We start from the raw sequence: 22,852 nt of genomic DNA on the forward strand, positions 1-22,852 counted from the left end.
GTCTTTGTTATTGTAGTTTTTTTGTTTTTTTGATTTTACCTGTCCATTTTTTGTAGCCGCCATCTAATTGATACAATTGTTTATACCCTTGTTTATTCAATAAAAGGGCCGCTCGTATCGAACGCGAACCATTTTGACAATACAAATAAATGGGCTGATCCTTTCTTAACTCGGTTAATCGTTGTTTTAATTGGGTTAATGGAATGTTACGAGCACCCAAGATATGTCCGCCATCAAACTCCTTAGGCTCTCTTACATCAATCAGTTGCGCTTTACGATACCCTTCACGGAAATCGGCTTGTGATAAGGTAGTAAGAACTCTTCTTTGTTTAAAGTAGCGATATACAGCAAACAAAATAAAGGCAACTAATATACCAATTAAAATGTATAGTTCTGTCATACTAAAATCCCCCAATGTTTTCTATTAAATCCTCTAAGAAGGATTATACCATTTATCCGACATAAATACAGAGAAAAAAATCATTGATCATAAATGAAGGGAAACGCTTGTCTCACTATGGATTATATTGTATGATTTTATTGATACGTTAAATAAATGTAGCCGGTTTGAGTGGCGATTTTTTGGATTGTTTGCGGGACACGTCAAAGTAGAACGGCAGTTAAGGTTAATACTATTATTTTTGGAGGTTCATTATGCGTACACCGACAATGGAAGACTATATCGAACAAATATATATATTAATACATACAAAAGGGTATGCTAGGGTGTCTGCTATTGCAGAAGCCTTAGAAGTACAACCATCTTCCGTTACAAAAATGGTGCAGAAGCTGGATCGTGATGATTATTTGAATTATGAAAAATATCAAGGACTTGTGTTAACGGAAAAAGGCAAGCAAATTGGTGAGCGATTAGTCTATCGTCATGAGTTATTAGAGAAATTTCTACAGATTATTGATGTCGACGAGGCAGAAATTTATAAGGAAGTAGAAGGAATTGAACACCATTTAAGCTGGGATTCGATTGATCGTATAGGTGAGTTAGTTGCGTTTTTGGAAGATCCTGAACAATGGAAAACCTTTCAGGCATTTAAAGATAAAAATGAAAGATAAAAATAGGTAGTTCTATCAGCAGTGGCTGCTGTGTATAAATAATACAGATGCCAAGCTGATAGGAGGATAAGATGAAAATTGACGGTGTGTTTTCAGGTGGAGGTGTGAAGGCCTTTGTGTTTATTGGGGCATTACAAGCGCTCGAAGAAAAAAACATTCAATTTGAGCGGGTGGCTGGCACATCAGCAGGCGCATTATTCGCCACATTACTCGCTGCTGGCTACACCTCGAAAGAATTAAAAAAAATATTTATGGAGATCTCGCTCGATCAATTTCTCGATCAGTCTTATATAGCCAAATTATTTCCTTTTCTCAAATGGATAACGTTATACCAAACCATGGGATTATATAGAGGGAATTATTTTGAAGAATGGTTACGAAAAAAGTTAAGTGATAAAGGAATTCTTACCTTCGCAGACATACCTGCCGATAAATTAAAGATTGTTGCTGCCGATTTAACCTTCAACCAGATCGCTGTATTTCCAGATGACTTGAAAGACCACTATCATATTGAAGCAGACTATTTTCCAATTGCAAAGGCTGTGCGCAGTAGCATTTCCATACCTTATTTCTTTCGGCCGGCGAAAATGATTAATCCATTAACAAGACAGCGAAGTTATCTCATTGATGGAATGATTCTAAGCAATTTTCCACTGTGGATTTATGATCAGCACGATAAACAGCGGACAAGACCGATATTAGGCATGCAATTAACGGATCCCAATCAACACGACCAAAAGCGGTCGATTGAGAATGCGATTGACTTATTAAAGGCGACCATTGATACTATGCGCAAAGCCTTTGATACGAGGTATATATCCGAAAATATTGCCAAGGATATTTTGTTCTTTCCTGTAAAGGACATAAAAGCAACGGATTTTCATCTTACAGACAAACAGAAATTAGAGTTGATTGACTTTGGTTATCGACGTACTCAAGCATTCTTAATGAAATGGCCATAGAATGTGACCTTCGTTTTATAACGAGGCACGATTCTTCTTTTTGTCTTTATTCCCCTCAATCACCGTGAGATGTGTAGCGCGTTTTTTCGTTACCTTCTTGGTTGGTTGAGGTTTCTTTTTGTTGAACGATGATGTCACAGGAGCACCTTTACTTGGTGGTACTGTTTTATATCTTTTTTTTGATTGTTTGACGGCTTTGCGATATTTTTTCAGGTCATCTGTAGCAGCAGTACGTCTTTTGATGACAAACACATAGAGTAAACCAAATATAGCAGCCCCTATTGCTAGAGAGATAAATAGGCTTATGAAGAAACCTAACGCGTCAGATAGCAACATATTGATCAACCCAATTCCAGCTAAACCGATTAGAATATAGATAATGGTAGACATGATATTTCGTCTCATAGCAATTCCTCCTTATTATCATTATACCCAATAATTACTATAATATATACAATGTTAACAGAAAATTCAACACATAATAAGCAGGAATCAGATAGCATGAATGATGGAGAATTGGACAGCCTATCTCTTAGAGGTGATAATCTATGAGAAGGATTCAACATAAGGAACAACAGAATCAAAAGACCAATATGATCACGAAAACCATTAGTGCTGGTTTCTTTGGTGCGATTATTTGGGGAACGCTTGCCTCGCTGGCTGGCTTTTTTAATTTTACTGCGATTTCCCCTAAAAGCTTGATGTTGCGATCCTGGCTGCAACAGGCTTGGGCTGATCGCTGGCTGGGGGATATTGTATCGGTATTACTGCTTAGCGTACCATCTATTCTCGTTGCATTTGTTTATTATGCTTTGTTAAAGAAATATAATGGAATGCTTCCAGGATTTATCATGGGTTTTGTGCTTTGGTTTCTCGTATTTTGGTTAATGAATCCATTATTTTCGAACATAAAACCTTTTTATCAGTTAGATAGTAATACTATTTTAACAACGATGTGTTTGTTTGTACTCTACAGTGTCTTTATTGGTTATTCGATTTCTTTTGCTTACCATCAGCATAAGAATGAACAAAGTTAAGCACTTTATGTTACTATGGAATAGGAAAACTTTATGGACGGGGTGAGAAAGATGGGGAATGTGTTATTATTAAATGGTCCTAATTTAAACCGTTTAGGCAAAAGAGAACCAGATATCTATGGGGATACTACCTTAGAAGATATAGAGCAGCGAGTTAGGCAACAGCTAGACGCCAGGTCATGGGGAATGGATTCAAAACAGTCCAACCATGAAGGGGACTTGATTGATTGGATTCATCAAGCAGAAGATAGCTATGATGGGATTATCTTTAATCCGGGTGCTTATACGCATACAAGTATTGCCATCCGTGATGCCATCAGTTCTGTTACCGTCCCTGTCATTGAAGTACATATTTCAAATGTTCATCAACGAGAAAGCTTCCGGCATGTGTCAATGCTGGCTCCCGTATGTGCAGGACAGATAGTGGGGCTTGGGGTGAAAGGTTATGAACTGGCAGCAAGTTATTTTATCTCATAAACTGGTTGTTGATACAGCAACCGAAGTGGTATTTTGTTTATCATTTTAGAAAGAGAGGAGTTATCACATGAAACGACTAGAGAAATTGAGACAGCAAATGAAGCAAGAAGAGCTAGAGGGATTATTGATTACGAGCTCGATTAATCGAAGATATATGACTGGATTCACCGGAACTGCTGGTGTGGTCGTCGTGACGCAAAATAAGGCAGTGTTTATAACAGATTTTCGCTATATGGAACAAGCCCATCAACAAGTGACGGATTTTGAGATTATCGAGCACCAAGGTCCGATACAAAAAACGGTAGACGAATGGGTGAAAGCACAGGCTATTAGTTCCATTGGGTTTGAAAAAAATGACTTAACCTATGGACAGTATGAACTGTATAAACAAGCCTTGTCAGTACAGCTTGTTCCTTCTGACGGACTCATTGAAAAAATACGTCTGATAAAGGATCCGGCTGAGCTTGATATATTAAAAGAAGCCTGTAAAATTGGAGATAAAGCTTTTGAGCACATCTTGTCGTACATTAAACCAGGAGTGAAAGAGATTGACATCGCCAATGAATTAGAGTTTTTTATGAGAAGACAAGGAATGACTTCTTCAAGCTTTGATACAATTGTTGCTTCTGGCTATCGATCTGCTTTGCCTCACGGTGTCGCGTCAGATAAGCAAATTCAATCAGGTGAACTAGTAACACTTGATTTTGGCGGTTGGTATCACGGATACAGCTCTGACATGACGAGAACCGTTGCGGTAGGAGAAATTTCGGAAGAATTGACTGCTATTTATCACATTGTTTTAGATGCGCAAATGAAGGGTGTGGCAGGTATTAAGCCTGGCATCACTGCTGCTGAGGCGGACGCTCTAACTAGGGATCATATTAAGGAAAAAGGTTATGGCGATTATTTTGGTCATTCTACTGGTCACGGTTTGGGAATGGACGTCCATGAAGCACCAGCCTTGTCTTTTCGTTCAGATGCCGTGTTAGCCGAAGGGATGGTCGTAACGGTGGAACCAGGAATTTATGTACCTCAGGTAGGCGGCTGTCGAATTGAAGATGATATTGTTCTTACCGCAGAAGGCAATCAGCGTTTATCTCACGCACCAAAAGAATTAATTTATGTCCCAAATGATTAACCATGGAAATGATCAACCATAGCACTAATCGACATGAGTATTTTAGAGGAGGAAATAGCAATGATATCAGTAAATGATTTTAAAACGGGATTAACCATCGAAGTGGATGGTGACATTTGGCAGGTGTTGGATTTTCAGCATGTGAAACCAGGAAAAGGAGCGGCGTTTGTTCGTTCCAAATTGCGTAACCTTCGTAATGGCAATATTCAAGAAAAAACATTCCGTGGTGGTGAAAAAGTAAACCGAGCGCATATTGAAAATAGTAAAATGCAATACTTATATGGCTCAGGAGATATGCACACTTTTATGGATACCCACACTTATGAACAGACGGAACTTCCTACTAGTCAAATCGAGACAGAATTACAATTTATCAAAGAAAATATGGAAGTAAACATTTTGCAGTATGAAGGGGAAACGATTGGAGTGTCTCTACCTAATAACGTGGAATTAACCGTCACCGAGACAGAGCCGGGAATAAAAGGGGACACAGCAAGCGGAGGAACCAAGCCAGCAACTCTTGAGACAGGATTGACAGTTCAAGTGCCATTCTTTATCAACGAAGGAGACGTACTGGTTATCTCCACCGCAGACGGAAAATATGTTTCTCGTGCATAATCTTTTAAATAGCAACTACCAAGTATGATGATATACTTGGTAGTTTTTTTATGGTCTTTGAAAACCCCTGGCTATGCCGGGGGTTCCATAGAGCTTCTAGCGCGGGGGCAAAAAAAGCCTCTCTTCATGATAAGATAAGGTTGGTTTCCCGACCACCAAATCTCATCAAAGAAGGAGGCATGTCCAATGCAGGACAAGAATAGTTTAGCACATACACAATGGAGATGTAAGTTCCACATCGTTTTTGCACCAAAATATAGAAGACAAATTATTTATGGGAAATATAAAAAAAGCATCGGAGAAATAGTAAGAGAGCTTTGTGAAAGGAAAGGGGTTGAGATACACGAGGCAAATGCATGTAAAGATCACATTCATATGTTAGTAAGTATTCCACCAAAACTAAGTGTATCTCAGTTCATGGGCTACCTAAAGGGCAAAAGTAGTTTAATGATATTCGATCGCCACGCTAATTTAAAGTACAGATATGGTAATCGTAAATTTTGGTGTCGAGGCTACTTTGTAGATACAGTGGGCAGAAATAAAAATCAAATTCAAGAATATATTAGAAATCAGCTTAAAGAGGACTACATGAGTGATCAGTTAACATTATTTGAAGAATTTGATCCGTTCACTGGAGAGAAAAATAAGAGGAAATAAGAGATTCTTTTAGAATCAGTGAGTGAGTGTGGTGCAAAAGGGAAACCATTCAGTGGGCCTTTTAGGCCGAGGCCGGTAACATAGGCTTTCAGCCGCAGAGCAAACCACCAGTTCACACTGGTGGTTTTGATTTTATGTTAAGCAGGAAGCCTATTACTTTGACTACAATCTTTGTTGAAGCGGCTTTGATTTGGAAATAAGAGGCGATACGAAAAATATAAACGTCACCTCAGGCTGTCTTGATGGTTAGGGATCATCATACGTTTCTATCTACCCTAGCTTATCGCTCATGAACTAATTACCCTGTTTGATTTTTCTAACCAGGTAGGCAAGATTATAATCCTAGATATAATAAAAATTGGAATGATTCTGACCTTGAATGAACAAGCAGTTCAGTGACTTCTTTGAGTGGTCGGTAAAGGACCGGACGGAGTTTGCCCAGTTTTTCTTAATGCAAAAAAATAATAGCTAAAGTTATACAATATCCTACCCCACTCCAATTCCTTTTCTTGATTTCCCACTTTGGTTATATCTAGTATTTCTATGCATAGAATATAAATAGAATAAGAAATGAAATGAGGAATATCTCATGGAAAGTGTATTATCCATCCTTCCCAAACCAATCGCAGCAGCCGTTAAAGCATTTATGAACCAAAATAGCTTTGATATCCAAGAAATCAGGCTCCGAGTCAATCACCCGGTGGAGATGAACGATGGCAAACGAGTCAAGTGGCTGTCGGAAGCCTATTTTAGTCAGGAGGATGCCCGCCTTTTTTTGAATAAGATCAGTGATTTTTCCTTATATCGTTTGGAAGAAGAGTTAAGGCATGGTTATATCACGATTGCAGGCGGTCATCGTATCGGTATAGCTGGTTCTGTCATCGTAGAGAACAAGAAGGTGAAGGCAATCCATTACGTCAGTTCCTTTAATATTCGCATTGCCAGCCCGAAATTTGGTGTGGTCAAGCCTTATATTCCGTATCTAGTTGAAGAGACCGTCTTCAACACCTTGATCATTGGGCCGCCACAAGCTGGCAAAACAACCTTTCTCCGGGATTTTGCCAATTATTGCGCTGCCGCTAATTCTAAACAGGCTTTGAAAACGGCGATTGTAGATGAACGTTCCGAAATCTGTGGTTCGATTAACGGAGTGCCTCAGCATCTGTTTTCCCCGAGAATCGATGTCTTGGATCAATGTCCGAAAGCAGAGGGAATGATGATGCTGATACGATCGATGTCGCCTGAGGTCATTGTTGTGGATGAGATTGGCAGTGCCAAAGATGCGGAGGCCATTGATGAAGTAATTCATGCAGGTGTTCAATTAATCAGTACCGCACACGGCAGATCTTTAGCTGATATAAAGAAACGTCCCGCCATGCAAGCGATCTTAGAAAAGCAGATTTTTCAACGTTTTGTGATCTTATCTAACCTTAATCAAACGGGAGAAGTCGTAGAAATTTGTAATGAACAGGGTCAAGCCTTGTATCAAAAGAATGTGACCATATGTTGAAATTAGTGATTTCATTGAGTATTATCATATGCTTAACTTGGCTTGGCCATGAATATGCCATTCGATTATCTAATCGACCCAGGTATCTCCGGATGTTTAAACATGCCTTACAGATTCTAGAGGCAGAGATTGTGTATAGTCAAGTCACTGTCAAAGAAGCGTTGTTCCATATCGCTCGCCAGACAGAACCGCCAATTAACCGATTGTTTGAACGTATAGCAGACGATATTCAGCCAGATCAAGAAGAGCTATTTCCGATTTGGAAAACCCACCTTATTGAATTCGCTCGTGCACAATCCTTAACCGAGCAAGATGTGGAGGTTCTTAAACAATTCGGCAGGACATTGGGACAGCACGATATCATTCAACAACAAAAATATATTCGTTTAACGATCCAGCATCTGGAACGTAATTTAGACGAAGCCAATCAGTTAAAACAGCGCTATGGTAATATGTCTAGAAGTATTGGTTTTTTAGTAGGTGTTTTTATTGTTTTACTCTTGTTATAGAGAGGAGTTATTCCATGCTTGGAGACACTAGTATCCTCTTTCAAATCGCTGGAATTGGAATTATTGTGGCAATGATTCACACGATCTTAAAGCAAATGGGAAAAGAGGAATATGCACAATTTGTTAGTCTGATTGGTTTTATCATCGTATTGCTGTTTGTATTAAACAGCATATCTGATTTATTCCAGCAGATTAGATCCGTATTCTTTTTAGAAGGATAAATGTCTATGGAAATGTTAGAGATTATCAGTATCGGGGTCGTTGCAACTATTTTGTATCTTTTGCTAAAGGACAAGCAGCCGAGTATTGCTTTTTTAATCGTTATCATCACAGTCATTTATCTGTTTGTGTTTGCCATCCAGTATGTGAAAGAAATCATTGATTTGATTGTATATTTGGGAGAACAGGCGAACATTCATCAAGTTTATATTAAAACGATCTTGCAAATCATTGGTATAGCTTACATCACAGAAGTTGGCGCCAATATTGTGAAGGATGCCGGCTTAGAATCTATCGCCGTAAAAATTGAAATGACAGGAAAGGTAATTATTCTTATTCTGGCCATTCCCATTTTTAAGTCATTGATCGAGACCATTATATCTATATTTCCAGTTGCCTAGTGAGGATGAGTAGAAATGCAAATGATCAGAACTTCTGCATTCATACTAATCATCATGTTGATAGCCCCAACCATGAAATTGTATGCTGCCGAACCAACGTATTCCTTAGACCCTTATAAGGATATGCTAGAAGAGAGTGAACTAAATGACTATTGGCAATATATAAGTGATGAGTACCAGCAATCATTTCCGCGATTAAGTAAAGAAAACATCTGGCAAGTGGTCAAAGGAGAAAGCAATCTGACTTTAAGAGATTGGGTCAAGGGCTTTCTAAATTACTTGTTATTTGAAATAGTAGAAAACGGTAAGTTATTAGCTACCTTAATGCTATTGACCTTATTTTGCTTGATTTTACAAACCATTCAAAACGCTTTTGAAAATCAACTGGTGAGTCAGGTAGCCTATGCTGTTGTCTATATGATGTTAATTATAATGGCCTTGCGGAGTTTTCAGCTTGCGTCTGATTATGTCCTAGATACGGTAAACATGTCTGCGGATTTTTTGATTGCCTTAATTCCCATGCTGCTCGGTATCTTGGCTTCCTTAGGTAATTTGGTGACCATCTCTTTTTTTCATCCGATTATTATTTTCTTAATTCATACGAGTATTTTTGTTATTTCCAAAATAGTGATTCCCTTTATCTTTTTTTCCGCGATCCTGCAGGTGGTTAGTACGTTGAATAGCGAATATAAAGCGACCAAACTAGCAAATCTTATCAAAAATGTCGCGATTAGTATTATGGGAATTCTATTAACGATTTTTTTAGGGGTTATTTCGGTGCAGGGGGCTGCTAGTGCGATACAGGATGGAATTGCGATGAAGACGGCTAAGTTTGTAACGGGGAATTTTATTCCGGTTATTGGGAGGATTTTCACCGATGCGACGGATACCGTGTTAAGTGCAACCATCTTGATCAAAAACGGAATAGGTATCGTCGGGATTATCGTATTAATTGCGATGGTGATGTTTCCGGCTATCAAGATATTTGTGATTGCCTTGATGTATAAACTAGCTACTGCTATTTTACAACCCATCGGAGAGGGGCCCGTCATTGAATGTCTCGATATTATCGGTAAGCATATTCTATATTTGTTTGCTGCCTTATTATTAGTCACATTTATGTTTTTCTTTACGATTGTGATCTTGATTATTTCAAGTAATATCACCATGATGGTGCGGTAAGGGAGGACAAGCCAATTGAATTTCTAACTAGTTGGATTCTACAAATTATTATTTATATGCTGTTGGCAATGGTTGTTCATTTGTTATTACCCAACTCCCAGTTAAAGCAGTATGCCCGACTTGTGATTGGTTTGCTGCTCATTTTGGTTATCTTACAGCCTTTACTTGCCTTGTTGGATATTGATATTCCAACGATGTCCGACGAGATGATGCAGATAACGGAAGGCTCGGTGGATGAGCAATTAATAGAAAGTCAAGTAGATAAGCAAAAAAGTGAAATAGAAGAGGTACAAACTGCATATATATTAGATGAGATGGTTGTCCAAATGCAATATGTAGCAGAGGAGGAATTAATCGAGACATATGCTTATCAAATGGATGATTTAGATGTTACTTGGAACAATCCACAACAAATAGAAGATTATAAGCCAGAGTATATTCAGGCAACATTAGCCAAACATGAAGACCAAACCTCACCTATTGATGAAGTGAAGATCCAAGTAACAGATCCACCGGAAGAGCCAACTTCAGAACCAGACAACAGTGAAGAGATACAGGCATTTCTGGCTGAAAAGTGGGGAGTAGACCAAGACATGATAACCGTGATATGGAAGGAGGAGTAATGTGCCCAAATGGCTGGAGGGGATTGTTTCCAATATGAAAGGGAATGGCAAGAAACCAACGAAAGTACAATATATTGTGCTGATTGTATTAGGGGCTGTTCTCATTTTAATTATTAGTAACCTGTTTAGTAAAGATGAAGCAGACGAGCCCAATATGGAACCACCAAGTACAATCACTGCCCCGGATGATGAAGAGGCGTGGAAGCAAACACCTGCCTCTAATGCCACCGCTGAGATAGCTGATTTAGAAGCCTCATATGAGGAAGATTTAGGACAGCTATTAGAAAAAATAGAAGGCATTTCTGATGTAGAAGTCATGGTGAACCTAGATGCCACGAAGGAACAAATCTATCAGAAAAACCTTATTATCGGTACACAAGTGACCAATGAAACCGATCAAAACGGTGGAAATAGAAAGATTGATGATGAAACCAGGGAGCAAACGATTGTGATTGTCCGACAAGGGGAGAAGGAGATTCCACTTCTGGTACAAACCAAAAAACCAAATGTCAGAGGAGTATTGGTGGTTGCCAATGGAGTGGACAATCTAGAAGTGAAGAAATGGGTCCATGATGCTGTTTCGAAGGTGTTAGATGTACCGGTACATCGCGTGTCCGTCATGCCGAAAAAATAATAGGGGGATTAAAATGATTAAAAAACAAACGATTTGGTTATTAACGATGTTAAGTCTGATGATTGTATTAAGTGTCTATTACTTGAATGCACCTAGGGATGGGGAAATGGCACTTTTTGATGACCAAGAACAGGATGAATTAACTGGAGAGACAATTAGTTCTGAAGAAGTCGATCAAGTGTTGGATCAGGCTGGAGAGCAACAAGGGGACGCAGCAAAAGAAGAGGATGGAACCACTGCAGCGAATTTGGATGAATATTTTGCTTCGGTGCGAACGGAAATAAGTAATCAACGCAGTATGGAAAAAGAACGACTAGAATCGATTGTCGCATCAAGTGAGAGCAGCTCAGATGAAGTAAATCAGGCTTATGAAGCAATGAAAGAAATCGAAATGTTAGATGTGAAAGAAGGAAACTTGGAGGCTCAATTGAAAGCAGTAAGTGGTTATGAAGGGGTACTGGTTCGCAACGTATCTGATAATAATTTAGTAGTTACCGTTCAAGCGGACAAATTAACAGCAGAGGAAGCCAATCAGATTATGCTGGAAGCACAAAATGAATTTGGTGACGTGAAAGTAGATGTCGAGTACCATGGAAATGAAGGATAACAGGACAGATCAGACGATATATTACAAAATCGGGGAAGAGACACTTAGCGCTCTTCTCCGATTTGTGTGTGCTCCATAAAAATGATATAGAGAATTCTCTAGTTCGTCAGATAGTGATGTTGTCCGCTTTTTCACCTGTGGTATCAAGCTACGTTCAATGTTTATTAAGTAAGAGGAACTTCTTAATTTACTGGAGCTAAAAAACAATGGTTGCAGTTTAGAAGAGGATTGCGTAAAATGTTAAAAGAAGATCTTAGTACCTGTTATTAAGTGTATTAAATGATGGAGGAGTGCTAGCATGTTAACAATACATGAAATTAATCAACTAATTGAACAATTAGACCAATCATCTATTGATGAATTTTCTTACGAGAGTAATGGAGAAAAAATTAAACTAAAGAAGAATAAGCAACAGTCCGTACAAACGACTCCGCAAACTGCTGTTACAACAAAAGAAGTTCCACAAGTGGCGCGAGCAGAGGAACTAATGACACAAGAGCTTCAAACAAGTCAGCAAGAAGTAAAGGAAGAGCCACAAGCAACCACAACAGACTATGATCAAGAGATCGTAGCGCCAATGGTTGGAACCTTCTACAGCTCTCCATCACCAGATCAGCCTGTCTATGTTCAGGAAGGTGATAAAGTGAAAGATGATACCATTGTTTGTATTGTAGAGGCCATGAAATTATTCAATGAAATAGAAGCAGATGTAAGTGGAATCATTACTGAAATATTAGTAGAAAATGGTGAGCTGGTGGAATATGGTCAGCCACTATTCCGAATCAAGAAGGCATAAGGGGATGACATTGTGATAAAAAAACTGTTAATTGCTAACCGGGGAGAAATAGCTGTACGAATTATTCGTTCCGCTAAAGAATTGGGGATAGAAACGGTAGCAATTTATTCAGAAGCAGACAGTGAGGCACTCCATGTACAATTAGCTGATGAGGCGTATTGTATTGGGCCGAAATTAAGTACAGACAGCTATTTGAACTTTACCAATATCATGAGTGTTGCTACATTAACGGAAACGGACGCCATTCACCCGGGGTATGGGTTTTTATCGGAGAATGCTGATTTTGCTGAAATATGTGCAGCTTGTAATATTACCTTTGTAGGACCAAGCGCTTATGCCATTCAAAAAATGGGAACGAAAGATGTTGCCAGAGAAACAATGAAAGAAGCAGGAGTTCCTGTAGTACCTGGATCTAATGGTATTATTGCGGATGAAGAAGAGGGAAAGAAAGTTGCTGAGCAAATTGGTTACCCGGTCATTATCAAGGCGACAGCTGGCGGTGGTGGTAAAGGGATTCGAGTAGCACGGACAGAAGAAGAACTGGTCAAAGGGATTCAAGTGACGCAAAATGAAGCGGAAAAATCCTTTGGGAACCCAGGGGTCTATTTAGAAAAATTCATAGAGGATTTCCGACATGTGGAAATACAAGTACTGGCAGATAATCATGGCAATGTGATTCATTTGGGCGAAAGAGATTGTACAATTCAGCGCCGCTTGCAAAAATTGATTGAAGAAACACCATCACCAGCCATCAGCGAATCTATGCGTGAACAAATGGGAGAGGCAGCTGTTAAGGCTGCCAAGGCGGTAGATTACTCTGGGGCTGGAACTATAGAGTTTATCTTCGACCAAAAGGATCAAACCTTTTATTTTATGGAAATGAATACACGCATTCAAGTGGAGCATCCCGTTACTGAAATGGTTACAGGAATTGATTTAATTAAAGAGCAGCTGTATATTGCCGATGATCAAGTATTACGTTGGAAGCAGTCGGATGTTACGTTTAATGGCTGGGCAATGGAATGTCGTATTAATGCGGAAAACCCAGTTAAGGATTTCATGCCTTCCCCTGGAACTATTGACTTGTACTTAGCACCTGGAGGATTTGGTGTGAGAGTCGATTCGGCTGCGTATCCGGGTTATCAAATTCCACCCTACTATGATTCCATGGTAGCCAAGCTGATTACATATGGTTCGACTAGAAAAGAAGCAGTCGATAAGATGAAGCGGGCGCTAGAAGAATTTGTTATTGAAGGGGTTTATACTACTATCCCGTTCCATCGCAGAATGATGGCGCACCCTGTCTTTGTGGAAGGTGATTTTAATACGCAATTTTTGGATAAGTATAGTATAATGGAGGAAGAGTAACCAATAGACAAAGGGGGATCATCATGGCTGAAGATCAATTATTAAGTGTTGGTGAATCAACATTACTAGGCAAAGTAGAGATTGCTCCTGACGTATTAGAGGTTATTGCTGGAATTGCCACCGAAAAGGTTGCTGGTGTAGCGAACATGAGAGGGAATTTTGCTGCTGGTGTAGCAGAACGTTTAGGTAAGAAAACACATGGTAAGGGTATTAAATTAGATTCTACAAAAGAAGTTATTACGATGGATGTCTATATTGACATTCTGTTTGGGTATACGATCCCGACCATAGCATACAAAATACAACAACAGGTGAAACAAGCTATTGAGAACATGACAGCTATTCGGATAGCTGAAGTGAATGTTCATGTTGTTGGTGTGCACACGGTGACAAACGACGAAAAAGAAACAGGATCTTAACATGATATGGATGAATAGATAGAAGCCTTGGACGATACCAAGGTTTCTATTTTTATATGGGTAATTGAATTTGAAAAAATTTTATATTCCCCAGCGGAAGCCAACCACGTAGACGTGTGAGTCGTTCGCAGGCTAAAATCGTGACGTCCAGTCACATCGCCTGCACTTGCACGTCCTGTGCATCGCAGCACGAGCTGAAGATCCACTTGGAAAAGTGTTTTTCTTTTTCAAGTTAGCTGAAGCCATGCGGAAAGCGAAGGTCTTGAGTGGAGTTGTCGTGCACACTTATTCTCTCAAAATGACAACTAAGATGTTTAATATAATCCGTATTATCGGCAGTGTATCTAGTTTGAATAGTAATAAAGGATCGGCTGGAATTTGCCCGATTTTATCCTATAGTTAAGAAAGCAAAAAGGTGTCAGCAATAATGGATTAAACGACTTTAACACCGAAATAGCCGTTCGTGGTTAATTGGTAGAAAGCATATAACCTTCTTTGCAGTGAACGTCTAATATTTTTACTAGTGGGTAGTAGCAATCATGAATAGAACGTGGTATCATTTGGTGAGGAAGAATAGATCGTGATAAGGAGTAGAAGAAGTTCATGAAACGAAGAACAGCACGTGAGAAAGCATTGCAGATATTATTTTCGTTAGACGCAGAAGAATACGATGTCCAAACAACAAAGGAGTATATTCTGGAAGAGGACGAACAAGATCCTTTCTTGCTACAGATTGTGGAGGGTGTTATACAACACCAAGTTGAGATTGATCAAAAAATTAAAAATCATTTAGAAAAATGGACGATAGCGCGAATAGCTGTCGTAGAAAGAACATTACTGCGAATGGCAACGTATGAATTATTTTACTATAAAGATGCGCCAGAGAGTGTTATCATTAATGAGGCAATAGAATTAGCGCACATTTTTGGTGATGAAAAATCGGGCAAGTTTATCAATGGCGTATTATCTAAAATGATGAAATAGGGGGAATCTTTGGTGACTGCAGAAGTGATTTATGGGAAAGAATTAGCTCAATCATTGCGAGATGACATGAAAGAAGAGGTGGAAGCCTTGCGGTTAAAGGGGATCATACCTGGTTTAACCGTTGTTTTGATTGGTGATGACCCTGCCTCCAAATCTTATGTCAAAGGAAAGCAAAAGGCCTCTGACTATGTAGGTGTCGATTCGGAATTAATTGAACTTCCTTCTTCTACCAGCCAAGAAGAATTATTGACATTAATCGATGAATTAAATAGTAAAACGACAGTGAATGGTATTTTAGTTCAGCTGCCATTACCAGCACATATTGATGAACAAATGATTATTGAAGCTATTTCGCCGGAAAAAGACGTTGACGGCTTTCATCCTGTTAGTATTGGTCGGATGATGACCGGTAAGGATACCTTTTATCCGTGTACACCATACGGGATTATTCAGATGCTGAAATCAAAACAGATTGACATAGAAGGAAAACATGCCGTTATTATTGGTAGAAGTAATATTGTTGGAAAGCCAGTGGGACAATTATTGCTGGGTGAGAATGCAACGGTAACCTACTGTCATTCGCGCACGAAAGATATGGCCAAGTTTATTGCGGATGCTGATATTTTGATCGTAGCGGTAGGTATCGCTCATTTTATCAATGGCGATCATATCAAAGAAGGAGCAGTAGTCATTGATGTAGGTGTCAATCGTGTAGAAGACGGTTCTTTAACTGGTGATGTAGATTTTGAATCAGCTAAGGAAAAGGCTGGTTTTATTACACCAGTACCTAAAGGGGTTGGCCCAATGACAATTACCATGCTGATGCACAACACGATTAAATCAGCAAAAAAAGCAAACGGCTTGTTGTAAAGTGAAACCAGCTTCTGTTCGTTTAGAAAAATGCTTATGAGAGATATGCAGTTATCCTTATCGAACGCAAGGATAATGACGACCGTAACGCTTTATATTGAGGCGTGTCCCAATATCCGAAAAAGACTGAGAACCTTAAGCCAACGCAAAAATTTGGTGTGTTATTTTAGTTGAGCTTTTTGAACACCTTTCCAAGGTCATTCTCCAAAAGGAATGACCTTCTCTCCCATCGGATAAACTGAATGTAAAGGAATGAGGGCGTGGAAGATCAATATTTATCTGTAACAGCATTAACCAAATATATTAAAAAGAAATTTGATGTGGACGAGCATTTGAATGAGCTTTGGTTAAGAGGGGAAATCTCTAACTTCAAGCATCATTCCCGTGGTCATATGTATATGACCATAAAAGATGATTATGCAAGCATTAGAGCCATCATGTTTCAAAGACAGAATCATCATTTGAATTTCCAACCGGAAAGCGGCATGACTGTATTGATCAAGGGATTTGTCAGTGTGTTTGAATCACAAGGTCAGTATCAGTTGTACATTCAAGAGATGCAGCCAGATGGTATTGGAGCCTTTTATTTGGCTTATGAACAGTTAAAAGAAAAATTGAGCAAAGAAGGTTTATTCGACAAGATACATAAACAACCATTACCTAAGTATCCTCAAAATATAGCAGTGATTACTTCTCCTACCGGTGCAGCCATTCGAGATATCTTAACAACATTAGAGAGACGCTATCCGATTGCAAACGTACTGATTATCCCTGTCCTTGTACAAGGAAAACAAGCGCCATCCTCGATCGTGAAAGGGATTCAGCAAGCAAATAGTATACCAGAAATAGATCTTATCATTACAGGACGTGGTGGCGGTTCACTGGAGGAACTGTGGAGTTTTAATGAAGAGGAAGTAGCACGTGCTATTTTTGCTTCTGATCTGCCTGTCGTTTCTGCAGTTGGCCATGAAACGGACGTGACAATCAGTGACATGGTTGCCGATTTACGTGCGCCTACTCCAACGGCAGCTGCCGAACTGACCGTACCATCGCAGCTGGATTTAATGGAGAAGATCAAACAATCAGAGCAAACGATGCTGCAGTATATACGCAACAAACTGCAACTATTGCAAGATAAGGTAAAGTCGATCAATAATTCGTATGTATTTAAATATCCAGAGCGTTTAGTGTTGGAAAAGGAGCAGCGTTTGATTGATCAGACAGACAGACTGTCGAAACAATTGGAGAGAGTCGTTCAACGTAAACAAGAACATTTACAATTTGTTGATACCCGTTATGAACGTCTAGATCCATTGAGACAGCTATCTAAACAGCAGGAGCAGATAGAGGAAAAGTATAACAGGCTGCAACGGATTACCAAGCAGCAATTTGAACAGAAACGGAACCAGTTCTCCAATACATTGATGCAGTTAGATTTACTTAACCCGGTTCACATTATGAGAAGGGGTTATTCTGTAACCTATAATCAAGAACAGCAAATCATTAAGAGCGTAGAACAAGTGCAGCCAGAAGAGGGAGTTACGATACAATTACACGACGGAGAACTGGACGCGACGATTATTGAAACGAGAAAGGGAGATTCAAGTGACGGAATCGAATGAGCAATTATCTTTTGAGGAAGCCTTAGAAAAGTTAGAAGCTATTGTCCATAAGATGGAAGAAGGAGAAGTACCTTTAGAACAGGCGATGGCTTACTACACGGAAGGAGCCAAACTGTCAAAGATATGTCATGATAAATTGGCTAGTGCAGAAAAACAAATGAAGGAATTACTCACGGAGGATAACGATCGTAAACCTTTTACCATTGAGGGACAGGAGGAAGAATAGTTGAATTCGTCCATTGAAGAATTATTAACATCCGAACAACAGCTTATAACGGAAGCCATTACAAGCAAAATTGAGTCATTACCTATTCCAAAGCGGTTAAAAGATTCTGTCCTATATTCCGTACAGGCAGGAGGAAAACGCATTCGCCCGATATTGATGAAGTGGACTGTTGCTGCACTCGGCGGAAATATTGCTCGAGTGTATCCAACTGCTGTTGCCTTAGAAATGATTCACACCTATTCTTTGATTCATGATGATCTGCCATCCATGGATGATGATAAGTTTCGGCGCGGGCAGCTTACCAATCATAAGAAATTCGATGAAGCCACTGCCATTTTAGCAGGTGATGGTCTATTAACAAATAGTTTTTTTATGGTGAGTAATTCTGATCAATATACCCCTAAGGAGAAAAGTTATCTTATTAGCCTGCTTGCAGAAGCAAGCGGATTAACAGGAATGGTAGCAGGACAATATTTGGATATGCAGGCAGAAAACCAGGAAATCACCATCGATGAATTGGAAGAGATTCATCGTCTAAAAACGGGTGGTCTTATTTCATTTGCGATAGAAACGGGCGGTTTCATAGCGGGTGTAACGAATCAACAACAATTGCTTTTAAAAGACCTCGGTGATTGCTTAGGGCTTATCTTTCAAATTCAAGATGATATTCTGGATGTGGAAGGTGATCAGGCCTTACTTGGCAAACAAGTAGGAAGTGACGTGAGTAACGAAAAAAGCACCTATACGAGTATATTAGGCGTTGATGGAGCCAAACAGCATAAAGAACGTTATGTCCAAAAAATGAAGGGTATTTTAAGCCAGCTTCATTTAACAGACTCTGACCTAGCCCAACTTTGTCATTATATAAGCGAACGTAATCAGTAATGATTGAGGAAAGAGCGATAACATGTTATACTATAATTAATGGCGTGGAGTGGTGCAGTATTCTAGTCGATCCGACGTTTCTGAAGGCGAGCCTAAAAATTCGCCAAAGGGCACATCGATGAAGTTCCTTGTGCTGGCTTGAGCCGCCCAGGCTTGGGTTGGTGCTGGGAGTTAAGGTTGAAGGGCGATCCACAAAGGCATGTGGGCGACGACCCTCCTTCCGCGGAGGCCCATCTCTGTATTTCTTGTTTAGCCAAACAAGGAGTATGGACTGGGGTATGAACCTACGGAGCAAGGATATGGGATATGCTTGTTCGTAGCGTAGCCTGCCTTGAGTGGTACGAAGGGGATTACAGGTAAGAAGATGCCTTGTATTAGGTGGCCACTAATATGAAGTGCTTTTTGTATGAAATTCGTACTGCAAAAGAGGCTAGGGGGCGTTTAAAGATTGCCGAGGAAATCTCCTAGACTGTTCCAATCGGACATTTAAAAGGGATTATAGTGCGGACTGAGTGGTAATCCAGTCGAGCTGATGGTGACATCGCTAAGGCAGGTTTAAAGGGGAACCGCCAGAGTGGCAACACTCGGTACCTGTCTGGGAAAACCTACTGGACCTATGCCGCAGTTTTAACTTTTTAAATGACCATTCCACCTTACATAGAGTATAATAATGAACGAGGTTTACACATATGAACAAAAAACAACTAAAAAAATCAATGAAATTTAGTTTTAGTATTGCCGTTATCACGTTTGTGTTAGCGGCTATTTTTTCAGTAGTCTCTTCTTCTATTCTGGGCGGAGTTATGTCCATTGTTGGGTTGCTGATTGTCTTTCTAATCGTCTTAATTGGCGTTATTTTCGATACACTGGGGATAGCGGCAACAGCAGCTGATGAAGTACCATTCCATGCGATGGCTGCAGAACGAGTTACTGGTTCGAAACATGCCATTTTGATTGTACGGAATGCGGACCGATTTGCAAGCTTTTGTAATGATGTTATTGGCGATATTTCTGGTATAATAAGTGGTACGGCTTCAGCAATTGTTGTCTTACAGATAGCCAATGGTTTCGGACATGGGGAAGGTTCTATTTACTACATCATCATTAACGTGACCCTAACCAGTCTTGTTGCGGCTTTAACCGTTGGTGGAAAGGCGATGGGGAAGTTTCTAGCGATTACCTCTTCTACAAAAATCATCTTTTTTGTAGGGAAAATCATTGCATTTCTTGAAGAAAAACTTAAAATAAAAGTATTATCAAAATCGTAATTAATAAGAAAAAGATAGGGAGGATTCCTTTATGGATCTTACCAAGATAAAAAATCCAGCTTTTTTAAAAAAATTATCTACCGAAGAATTAGAAGTGTTGGCAGCTGAAATTCGCCAGTTTTTAATTCGGAAATTGTCTGTTACAGGTGGCCATTTAGGTGCTAATTTAGGTGTGGTGGAGTTAACATTAGCCTTACACAAGCATTTTAGCAGTCCAACAGACAAGCTATTATTTGATGTAGGCCACCAATCCTATATTCACAAAATTTTAACGGGAAGAACAGATCGTTTTGATACACTAAGACAATATAAAGGGTTATGCGGTTTTCCAAAAATGGTCGAGAGCGAACACGATGTGTGGGAAGCGGGTCATAGTTCTACTTCGTTATCAGCAGCGATGGGAATGGCGATAGCTAGAGATATGAAGCAAGAAGATTATTCCGTTGTTCCGATCATTGGTGATGGTGCTTTGACAGGCGGCATGGCGCTAGAAGCCTTAAACCATATTGGGCATGAGAAGAAAAATTTAACCGTCATTCTAAATGATAATGAAATGTCGATAGCAGGTAATGTAGGGGCACTGCACAATGCCTTAGGCAGGATGAGAAGTGCAGGGAAATATAACCGTGTCAAAGATGAACTGGAATTACTGTTGAAAAAAATTCCGGCTGTTGGGGGGAAAATAGCTCAAACGGCGGAACGAGTAAAAGATAGCATGAAATATTTCATGGTTCCAGGCATGTTATTTGAAGAATTCGGTTTTACGTACTTTGGTCCAGTAGATGGACATGATTTTAAAGATTTAGAAGAGCACATTACGTATGCCAAAAAAACGAAAGGTCCTGTGTTGGTTCACGTAATTACCCAAAAAGGGAAAGGTTATCAGCCAGCAGAAACGGATCAAAAAGATAAATGGCATGGCGTAGGTCCTTATAAGATTGAATCCGGAGAAAAAATCAAGCCTGCGGATGCCGCTCCTGCCTGGAGTCAAGTCGTTAGTGATACGTTGGAACGGGAAGTATCCCGAGAGGATCGCTTAGCGGTCATTACCCCGGCGATGATTTTGGGTTCTAAATTAGACAAGTTTCAAGAGCACTATCCAGACCGTTTACATGATGTCGGCATTGCCGAACAACATGCTGTGACACTGTCTGCAGGTATGGCTACACAAGGAATGAAGCCGTTTCTGGCTATTTATTCCACTTTCTTGCAGCGGGCATATGATCAATTAGTTCATGATGTTTGCCGACAAAATCTTAATGTGGCATTTGGAATCGATCGAGCTGGTTTAGTAGGGGCAGACGGTGAAACTCACCAAGGGGTGTTTGATATTGCCTTTTTACGACATTTGCCGAACATGACAATTATGATGCCAAAAGATGAAAATGAATGTCAGCATATGGTGCATACTGCCTTAACTTATGATGATGGCCCAATAGCCTTGCGTTTTCCAAGAGGAAATGGTTTAGGTGTAGAGATGGATGCAGATTTACACCCGTTGCCGATTGGAAAATGGGAAGTCCTTAAAGAAGGAACAGATGGTGTGATTCTGACTTTTGGTACAACGATTGAAATGGCCTTGGAAGCCAGTCAAATGTTAAAAAAACAAGGATTAAATATCGAGGTAGTCAATGCTAGGTTTATTAAGCCGTTGGACGAACCTTTATTACATGATCGTATGAACAAGCATATACCGATTGTAACGGTCGAAGAAGCCGTGCTGAAAGGCGGCTTTGGCAGTTCAGTTTTAGAATTTGCTGAAGAACATGGATATAAACCACAAATCAAACGTATGGGTCTGCCTGATCGATATATTGAACATGGTAATGTTAAGGAGCTTCTGGCAGAGGTACAGTTAACCAAAGAGCAGCTCGTACTCGAAATGAAAGCACTGTTAACAGCGAGTAATGATAAGCAAAAAAGGGCATGATAAAAGATGGGTAAAAAACGATTAGATCAACTGATAATGGATAGAAATTTGATTGATTCAAGAGAAAAAGCCAAAAGAACTATCATGGCCGGTCTTGTTTTTTCAGAAGGGTTATGCCTAGATAAACCTGGTACAAAAGTGCCTGAAGATATTCCTCTTGAAATAAAAGGAAAGGCGATTCCATATGTTGGCCGTGGGGGATTGAAACTAAAACAAGCGATCGATTTTTTTGGTTTAGATTTATTAGGTCAGGTGATGATAGATGTCGGTTCCTCAACAGGTGGTTTTACGGATTGCGCATTACAGCATGGTGTGACACTTAGCTATGCTGTTGACGTTGGCTATAATCAATTAGATTGGAAATTACGCAATGATCCTCGTGTCGTAGTTATGGAAAGAACTAATTTTCGTTACGTCACACCGGATATGCTTACAAAGGACCAACCAAATTTTGCAACGGTTGATGTGTCCTTTATTTCCTTACGTTTGATCTTGCCACCTCTTTATCAGTTATTAGCAAAACAAAGCAAAGTGGTTATTTTAATAAAACCGCAATTTGAAGCTGGTCGGGATCAGGTTGGTAAGAAAGGCATCGTTAGAGACCCCAAAATTCACCAACAAGTGGTTGAGGAGACGCTAGGATTCGCTCAAGAGCTAGGGTTTCACATTTCGGGTCTTACCTTTTCGCCAATTACTGGTGGAGACGGTAATATTGAATACTTAGCGCTATTGGAAAAATCGACAGCACGTGTCGAGCAGAACCCGCTGCCGTTGCTTATCAAACAAGTAGTAGCAGACTCCCATCAAGCCTTAAAACAATAGCAAAAAAGCAAAGTTGG

At 39.7% G+C, this 22,852-nt stretch carries 28 protein-coding genes; 26 read left to right on the forward strand and 2 right to left on the reverse strand.

All coding sequences use genetic code 11. The annotated features are described in order from the left end of the window. Nucleotides 1–7 precede the first annotated feature (7 nt). Nucleotides 8–400 (reverse strand): rhodanese-like domain-containing protein, encoded by a 393-nt coding sequence (locus E0E32_RS11880; protein WP_066193008.1) that lies wholly within the window; start codon nucleotides 398–400, stop codon nucleotides 8–10. Nucleotides 401–654: 254 nt separating this feature from the next. Between E0E32_RS11880 and mntR the strand changes: the two genes are divergently transcribed. Beyond that, a complete protein-coding gene (mntR, locus tag E0E32_RS11885; protein WP_066193010.1) occupies nucleotides 655–1,071 on the forward strand; it encodes a transcriptional regulator MntR in 417 nt (138 codons plus the stop codon). A 71-nt stretch (nucleotides 1,072–1,142) separates the two neighbouring features. Beyond that, nucleotides 1,143–2,033 (forward strand): patatin-like phospholipase family protein, encoded by an 891-nt coding sequence (locus E0E32_RS11890; protein WP_066193012.1) that lies wholly within the window; start codon nucleotides 1,143–1,145, stop codon nucleotides 2,031–2,033. 15 nt (nucleotides 2,034–2,048) lie between these two features. On the opposite strand, the gene E0E32_RS11895 is transcribed toward E0E32_RS11890, so the two are convergent. Next, on the reverse strand, nucleotides 2,049–2,438 hold the full coding sequence (locus E0E32_RS11895; RefSeq protein ID WP_066193015.1) for an SA1362 family protein: 390 nt from the start codon (nucleotides 2,436–2,438) through the stop codon (nucleotides 2,049–2,051). 143 nt (nucleotides 2,439–2,581) lie between these two features. Here E0E32_RS11895 and E0E32_RS11900 point away from each other — a divergent pair, with 143 nt between their 5' ends. The 24 genes from E0E32_RS11900 to E0E32_RS12015 all read left to right on the forward strand — a co-directional run bounded on the left by E0E32_RS11900 (nucleotide 2,582) and on the right by E0E32_RS12015 (nucleotide 22,835). Continuing rightward, nucleotides 2,582–3,070 (forward strand): YqhR family membrane protein, encoded by a 489-nt coding sequence (locus E0E32_RS11900; protein ID WP_066193016.1) that lies wholly within the window; start codon nucleotides 2,582–2,584, stop codon nucleotides 3,068–3,070. 51 nt (nucleotides 3,071–3,121) lie between these two features. Next, complete coding sequence (gene aroQ / locus E0E32_RS11905; RefSeq protein ID WP_130859835.1) at nucleotides 3,122–3,547, forward strand: type II 3-dehydroquinate dehydratase; 426 nt, start codon at nucleotides 3,122–3,124, stop codon at nucleotides 3,545–3,547. Between the two features lie 67 nt (nucleotides 3,548–3,614). Next, nucleotides 3,615–4,685 carry a M24 family metallopeptidase gene (locus E0E32_RS11910; protein WP_130859836.1) on the forward strand — a complete coding sequence of 357 codons (1,071 nt, stop codon included), beginning with the start codon at nucleotides 3,615–3,617 and terminating at the stop codon, nucleotides 4,683–4,685. A gap of 60 nt (nucleotides 4,686–4,745) precedes the next feature. Next, nucleotides 4,746–5,303, forward strand: a complete 558-nt coding sequence (gene efp, locus E0E32_RS11915; RefSeq protein WP_066193020.1) for an elongation factor P — start codon at nucleotides 4,746–4,748, stop codon at nucleotides 5,301–5,303. Between the two features lie 186 nt (nucleotides 5,304–5,489). Then, nucleotides 5,490–5,960 carry an IS200/IS605 family transposase gene (gene tnpA, locus E0E32_RS11920; RefSeq protein WP_130859837.1) on the forward strand — a complete coding sequence of 157 codons (471 nt, stop codon included), beginning with the start codon at nucleotides 5,490–5,492 and terminating at the stop codon, nucleotides 5,958–5,960. Between the two features lie 589 nt (nucleotides 5,961–6,549). Beyond that, nucleotides 6,550–7,470 carry a stage III sporulation protein AA gene (spoIIIAA, locus tag E0E32_RS11925; RefSeq protein ID WP_066193022.1) on the forward strand — a complete coding sequence of 307 codons (921 nt, stop codon included), beginning with the start codon at nucleotides 6,550–6,552 and terminating at the stop codon, nucleotides 7,468–7,470. Beyond that, nucleotides 7,464–7,979: a stage III sporulation protein SpoIIIAB gene (spoIIIAB, locus tag E0E32_RS11930; RefSeq protein WP_078060115.1), complete on the forward strand. Its 516-nt coding sequence runs from the start codon at nucleotides 7,464–7,466 to the stop codon at nucleotides 7,977–7,979. The genes spoIIIAA and spoIIIAB overlap by 7 nt, the downstream gene beginning before the upstream one ends. Before the next feature lie 14 nt (nucleotides 7,980–7,993). Beyond that, entirely contained in the window at nucleotides 7,994–8,200 is a 207-nt protein-coding gene (spoIIIAC, locus tag E0E32_RS11935) for a stage III sporulation protein AC (protein ID WP_066193024.1), read from the forward strand. Nucleotides 8,201–8,206: 6 nt separating this feature from the next. Continuing rightward, nucleotides 8,207–8,599: a stage III sporulation protein AD gene (spoIIIAD, locus tag E0E32_RS11940; RefSeq protein ID WP_066196448.1), complete on the forward strand. Its 393-nt coding sequence runs from the start codon at nucleotides 8,207–8,209 to the stop codon at nucleotides 8,597–8,599. A gap of 21 nt (nucleotides 8,600–8,620) precedes the next feature. After that, nucleotides 8,621–9,781: a stage III sporulation protein AE gene (gene spoIIIAE / locus E0E32_RS11945; RefSeq protein ID WP_130860191.1), complete on the forward strand. Its 1,161-nt coding sequence runs from the start codon at nucleotides 8,621–8,623 to the stop codon at nucleotides 9,779–9,781. Nucleotides 9,782–9,795: 14 nt separating this feature from the next. After that, on the forward strand, nucleotides 9,796–10,404 hold the full coding sequence (gene spoIIIAF / locus E0E32_RS11950; RefSeq protein WP_286171958.1) for a stage III sporulation protein AF: 609 nt from the start codon (nucleotides 9,796–9,798) through the stop codon (nucleotides 10,402–10,404). 1 nt (nucleotide 10,405) lies between these two features. After that, nucleotides 10,406–11,038 carry a stage III sporulation protein AG gene (spoIIIAG, locus tag E0E32_RS11955; RefSeq protein ID WP_078060116.1) on the forward strand — a complete coding sequence of 211 codons (633 nt, stop codon included), beginning with the start codon at nucleotides 10,406–10,408 and terminating at the stop codon, nucleotides 11,036–11,038. A gap of 13 nt (nucleotides 11,039–11,051) precedes the next feature. After that, nucleotides 11,052–11,645 (forward strand): SpoIIIAH-like family protein, encoded by a 594-nt coding sequence (locus E0E32_RS11960; protein WP_130859839.1) that lies wholly within the window; start codon nucleotides 11,052–11,054, stop codon nucleotides 11,643–11,645. Nucleotides 11,646–11,943: 298 nt separating this feature from the next. Continuing rightward, nucleotides 11,944–12,441 (forward strand): acetyl-CoA carboxylase biotin carboxyl carrier protein, encoded by a 498-nt coding sequence (gene accB, locus E0E32_RS11965; RefSeq protein ID WP_066193030.1) that lies wholly within the window; start codon nucleotides 11,944–11,946, stop codon nucleotides 12,439–12,441. 12 nt (nucleotides 12,442–12,453) lie between these two features. Continuing rightward, entirely contained in the window at nucleotides 12,454–13,809 is a 1,356-nt protein-coding gene (gene accC / locus E0E32_RS11970) for an acetyl-CoA carboxylase biotin carboxylase subunit (protein WP_066193031.1), read from the forward strand. A 23-nt stretch (nucleotides 13,810–13,832) separates the two neighbouring features. After that, nucleotides 13,833–14,228 carry an Asp23/Gls24 family envelope stress response protein gene (locus E0E32_RS11975; protein WP_066193033.1) on the forward strand — a complete coding sequence of 132 codons (396 nt, stop codon included), beginning with the start codon at nucleotides 13,833–13,835 and terminating at the stop codon, nucleotides 14,226–14,228. 603 nt (nucleotides 14,229–14,831) lie between these two features. Further along, on the forward strand, nucleotides 14,832–15,212 hold the full coding sequence (gene nusB, locus E0E32_RS11980; RefSeq protein WP_066193034.1) for a transcription antitermination factor NusB: 381 nt from the start codon (nucleotides 14,832–14,834) through the stop codon (nucleotides 15,210–15,212). 12 nt (nucleotides 15,213–15,224) lie between these two features. Then, the gene (folD, locus tag E0E32_RS11985; protein ID WP_130859840.1) at nucleotides 15,225–16,082 is read left to right on the forward strand and encodes a bifunctional methylenetetrahydrofolate dehydrogenase/methenyltetrahydrofolate cyclohydrolase FolD; all 858 of its coding nucleotides are present in this window, start codon (nucleotides 15,225–15,227) and stop codon (nucleotides 16,080–16,082) included. 260 nt (nucleotides 16,083–16,342) lie between these two features. Further along, the gene (xseA, locus tag E0E32_RS11990) at nucleotides 16,343–17,704 is read left to right on the forward strand and encodes an exodeoxyribonuclease VII large subunit (protein ID WP_130859841.1); all 1,362 of its coding nucleotides are present in this window, start codon (nucleotides 16,343–16,345) and stop codon (nucleotides 17,702–17,704) included. Further along, entirely contained in the window at nucleotides 17,688–17,930 is a 243-nt protein-coding gene (gene xseB, locus E0E32_RS11995; protein WP_066193041.1) for an exodeoxyribonuclease VII small subunit, read from the forward strand. Before xseA ends, xseB begins: the two co-directional genes overlap by 17 nt. Next, nucleotides 17,931–18,815, forward strand: a complete 885-nt coding sequence (locus E0E32_RS12000) for a polyprenyl synthetase family protein (protein ID WP_130859842.1) — start codon at nucleotides 17,931–17,933, stop codon at nucleotides 18,813–18,815. It begins immediately after the preceding gene. A 689-nt stretch (nucleotides 18,816–19,504) separates the two neighbouring features. Further along, entirely contained in the window at nucleotides 19,505–20,083 is a 579-nt protein-coding gene (locus E0E32_RS12005) for a hypothetical protein (RefSeq protein WP_066193045.1), read from the forward strand. Between the two features lie 31 nt (nucleotides 20,084–20,114). Next, nucleotides 20,115–22,013, forward strand: coding sequence for a 1-deoxy-D-xylulose-5-phosphate synthase (gene dxs / locus E0E32_RS12010; RefSeq protein ID WP_130859843.1), 1,899 nt, complete (start codon nucleotides 20,115–20,117; stop codon nucleotides 22,011–22,013). A 6-nt stretch (nucleotides 22,014–22,019) separates the two neighbouring features. Continuing rightward, nucleotides 22,020–22,835 (forward strand): TlyA family RNA methyltransferase, encoded by an 816-nt coding sequence (locus tag E0E32_RS12015; protein WP_066193049.1) that lies wholly within the window; start codon nucleotides 22,020–22,022, stop codon nucleotides 22,833–22,835. The last annotated feature ends 17 nt before the right edge of the window (nucleotides 22,836–22,852 follow it).

The sequence above is a fragment of the Gracilibacillus phocaeensis genome (assembly GCF_900626275.1).
In the GTDB taxonomy this organism is placed as follows: domain Bacteria; phylum Bacillota; class Bacilli; order Bacillales; family Amphibacillaceae; genus Gracilibacillus; species Gracilibacillus timonensis.

Excerpts from the sequence above, each read along its gene's own strand:
- efp (WP_066193020.1), top strand. The coding sequence starts at position 4,746 with ATGATATCAGTAAATGATTTTAAAACGGGATTAACCATCGAAGTGGAT.
- spoIIIAC (WP_066193024.1), top strand. The coding sequence starts at position 7,994 with ATGCTTGGAGACACTAGTATCCTCTTTCAAATCGCTGGAATTGGAATT.
- E0E32_RS11890 (WP_066193012.1), top strand. The coding sequence starts at position 1,143 with ATGAAAATTGACGGTGTGTTTTCAGGTGGAGGTGTGAAGGCCTTTGTG.
- E0E32_RS11975 (WP_066193033.1), top strand. The coding sequence starts at position 13,833 with ATGGCTGAAGATCAATTATTAAGTGTTGGTGAATCAACATTACTAGGC.
- aroQ (WP_130859835.1), top strand. The coding sequence starts at position 3,122 with ATGGGGAATGTGTTATTATTAAATGGTCCTAATTTAAACCGTTTAGGC.
- E0E32_RS11895 (WP_066193015.1), bottom strand. The coding sequence starts at position 2,438 with ATGAGACGAAATATCATGTCTACCATTATCTATATTCTAATCGGTTTA.
- E0E32_RS11910 (WP_130859836.1), top strand. The coding sequence starts at position 3,615 with ATGAAACGACTAGAGAAATTGAGACAGCAAATGAAGCAAGAAGAGCTA.
- spoIIIAE (WP_130860191.1), top strand. The coding sequence starts at position 8,621 with ATGATCAGAACTTCTGCATTCATACTAATCATCATGTTGATAGCCCCA.
- E0E32_RS11880 (WP_066193008.1), bottom strand. The coding sequence starts at position 400 with ATGACAGAACTATACATTTTAATTGGTATATTAGTTGCCTTTATTTTG.
- spoIIIAB (WP_078060115.1), top strand. The coding sequence starts at position 7,464 with ATGTTGAAATTAGTGATTTCATTGAGTATTATCATATGCTTAACTTGG.
- tnpA (WP_130859837.1), top strand. The coding sequence starts at position 5,490 with ATGCAGGACAAGAATAGTTTAGCACATACACAATGGAGATGTAAGTTC.
- spoIIIAA (WP_066193022.1), top strand. The coding sequence starts at position 6,550 with ATGGAAAGTGTATTATCCATCCTTCCCAAACCAATCGCAGCAGCCGTT.
- E0E32_RS11900 (WP_066193016.1), top strand. The coding sequence starts at position 2,582 with ATGAGAAGGATTCAACATAAGGAACAACAGAATCAAAAGACCAATATG.
- E0E32_RS11960 (WP_130859839.1), top strand. The coding sequence starts at position 11,052 with ATGATTAAAAAACAAACGATTTGGTTATTAACGATGTTAAGTCTGATG.
- E0E32_RS12005 (WP_066193045.1), top strand. The coding sequence starts at position 19,505 with ATGAACAAAAAACAACTAAAAAAATCAATGAAATTTAGTTTTAGTATT.
- mntR (WP_066193010.1), top strand. The coding sequence starts at position 655 with ATGCGTACACCGACAATGGAAGACTATATCGAACAAATATATATATTA.
- dxs (WP_130859843.1), top strand. The coding sequence starts at position 20,115 with ATGGATCTTACCAAGATAAAAAATCCAGCTTTTTTAAAAAAATTATCT.
- spoIIIAD (WP_066196448.1), top strand. The coding sequence starts at position 8,207 with ATGGAAATGTTAGAGATTATCAGTATCGGGGTCGTTGCAACTATTTTG.
- E0E32_RS12015 (WP_066193049.1), top strand. The coding sequence starts at position 22,020 with ATGGGTAAAAAACGATTAGATCAACTGATAATGGATAGAAATTTGATT.
- nusB (WP_066193034.1), top strand. The coding sequence starts at position 14,832 with ATGAAACGAAGAACAGCACGTGAGAAAGCATTGCAGATATTATTTTCG.
- accB (WP_066193030.1), top strand. The coding sequence starts at position 11,944 with ATGTTAACAATACATGAAATTAATCAACTAATTGAACAATTAGACCAA.